The sequence below is a fragment of the Azospirillum sp. B506 genome (assembly GCF_000333595.1).
Classification (GTDB): Bacteria; Pseudomonadota; Alphaproteobacteria; order Azospirillales; family Azospirillaceae; genus Azospirillum.
On record NZ_BADK01000862.1, the window covers coordinates 1 to 1,134 of the forward strand.

General features: G+C 70.6%; 1 protein-coding gene. It reads left to right on the forward strand.

Annotated elements, in window-relative coordinates; all coding sequences use genetic code 11:
- Positions 1 to 1,134, forward strand: a 1,134-nt coding sequence (locus I71_RS26690; protein ID WP_042701102.1) for an S-layer family protein, incomplete at both ends; no start/stop codon positions are given.

The following is a 1,134-nucleotide window of genomic DNA, read 5'->3' on the forward strand; positions in this document are numbered from 1 at the left end:
ACAGCGACAGCGTGACCGGGGTCAGCCTGTCCAGCAGCGGTACGGCGGCCACCGCCGGGGTCGGCAGCTACAGCATCGCCGCTTCGTCGGCGCAGGGCAGCGGTCTCTCGAACTACACGATCACCTATGCCGACGGCACGCTGACGGTCGATCCGGCGGCGCTGACCGTCACTGCCGACGCGGCGCGCAAGACCTATGGCGACAGCGCGTCGCTGACCGGCTACACCGCCACCGGTCTGAAGAACAGCGACAGCGTGACCGGGGTCAGCCTGTCCAGCAGCGGCACGGCGGCCACCGCCGGGGTCGGCAGCTACAACATCGCCGCCGCGTCGGCCCAGGGCAGCGGTCTCTCGAACTACACCATCACCTATGCCGACGGCACGCTGACGGTCGATCCTGCCGCTTTGACCGTCACTGCCGACGCGGCGCGCAAGACCTATGGCGACAGCGCCTCGCTGACCGGCTTCACCGCCACCGGGCTGAAGAACAGCGACAGCGTGACCGGGGTCAGCCTGTCCAGCAGCGGCACGGCGGCCATCGCCGGGGTCGGCAGCTACAGCATCGCCGCCGCGTCGGCCCAGGGCAGCGGCCTCTCGAACTACACGATCACCTATGCCGACGGCACGCTGACGGTCGATCCGGCGGCGCTGACCGTCACTGCCGACGCGGCGCGCAAGACCTATGGCGACAGCGCCACGCTGACCGGCTTCACCGCCACTGGGCTGAAGAACAGCGACAGCGTGACCGGGGTCAGCCTGTCCAGCAGCGGCACGGCGGCCACCGCCGGGGTCGGCAGCTACAACATCGCCGCCGCGTCGGCCCAGGGCAGCGGCCTCTCGAACTACACGATCACCTATGCCGACGGCACGCTGACGGTCGATCCGGCGGCGCTGACCGTCACTGCCGACGCGGCGCGCAAGACCTATGGCGACAGCGCCTCGCTGACCGGCTTCACCGCCACCGGCCTGAAGAACAGCGACAGCGTGACCGGGGTCAGCCTGTCCAGCAGCGGCACGGCGGCCACCGCCGGGGTCGGCAGCTACAGCATCGCCGCCGCGTCGGCCCAGGGCAGCGGCCTCTCGAACTACACGATCACCTATGCCGACGGCACGCTGACGGTCGATCCGGCGGCGC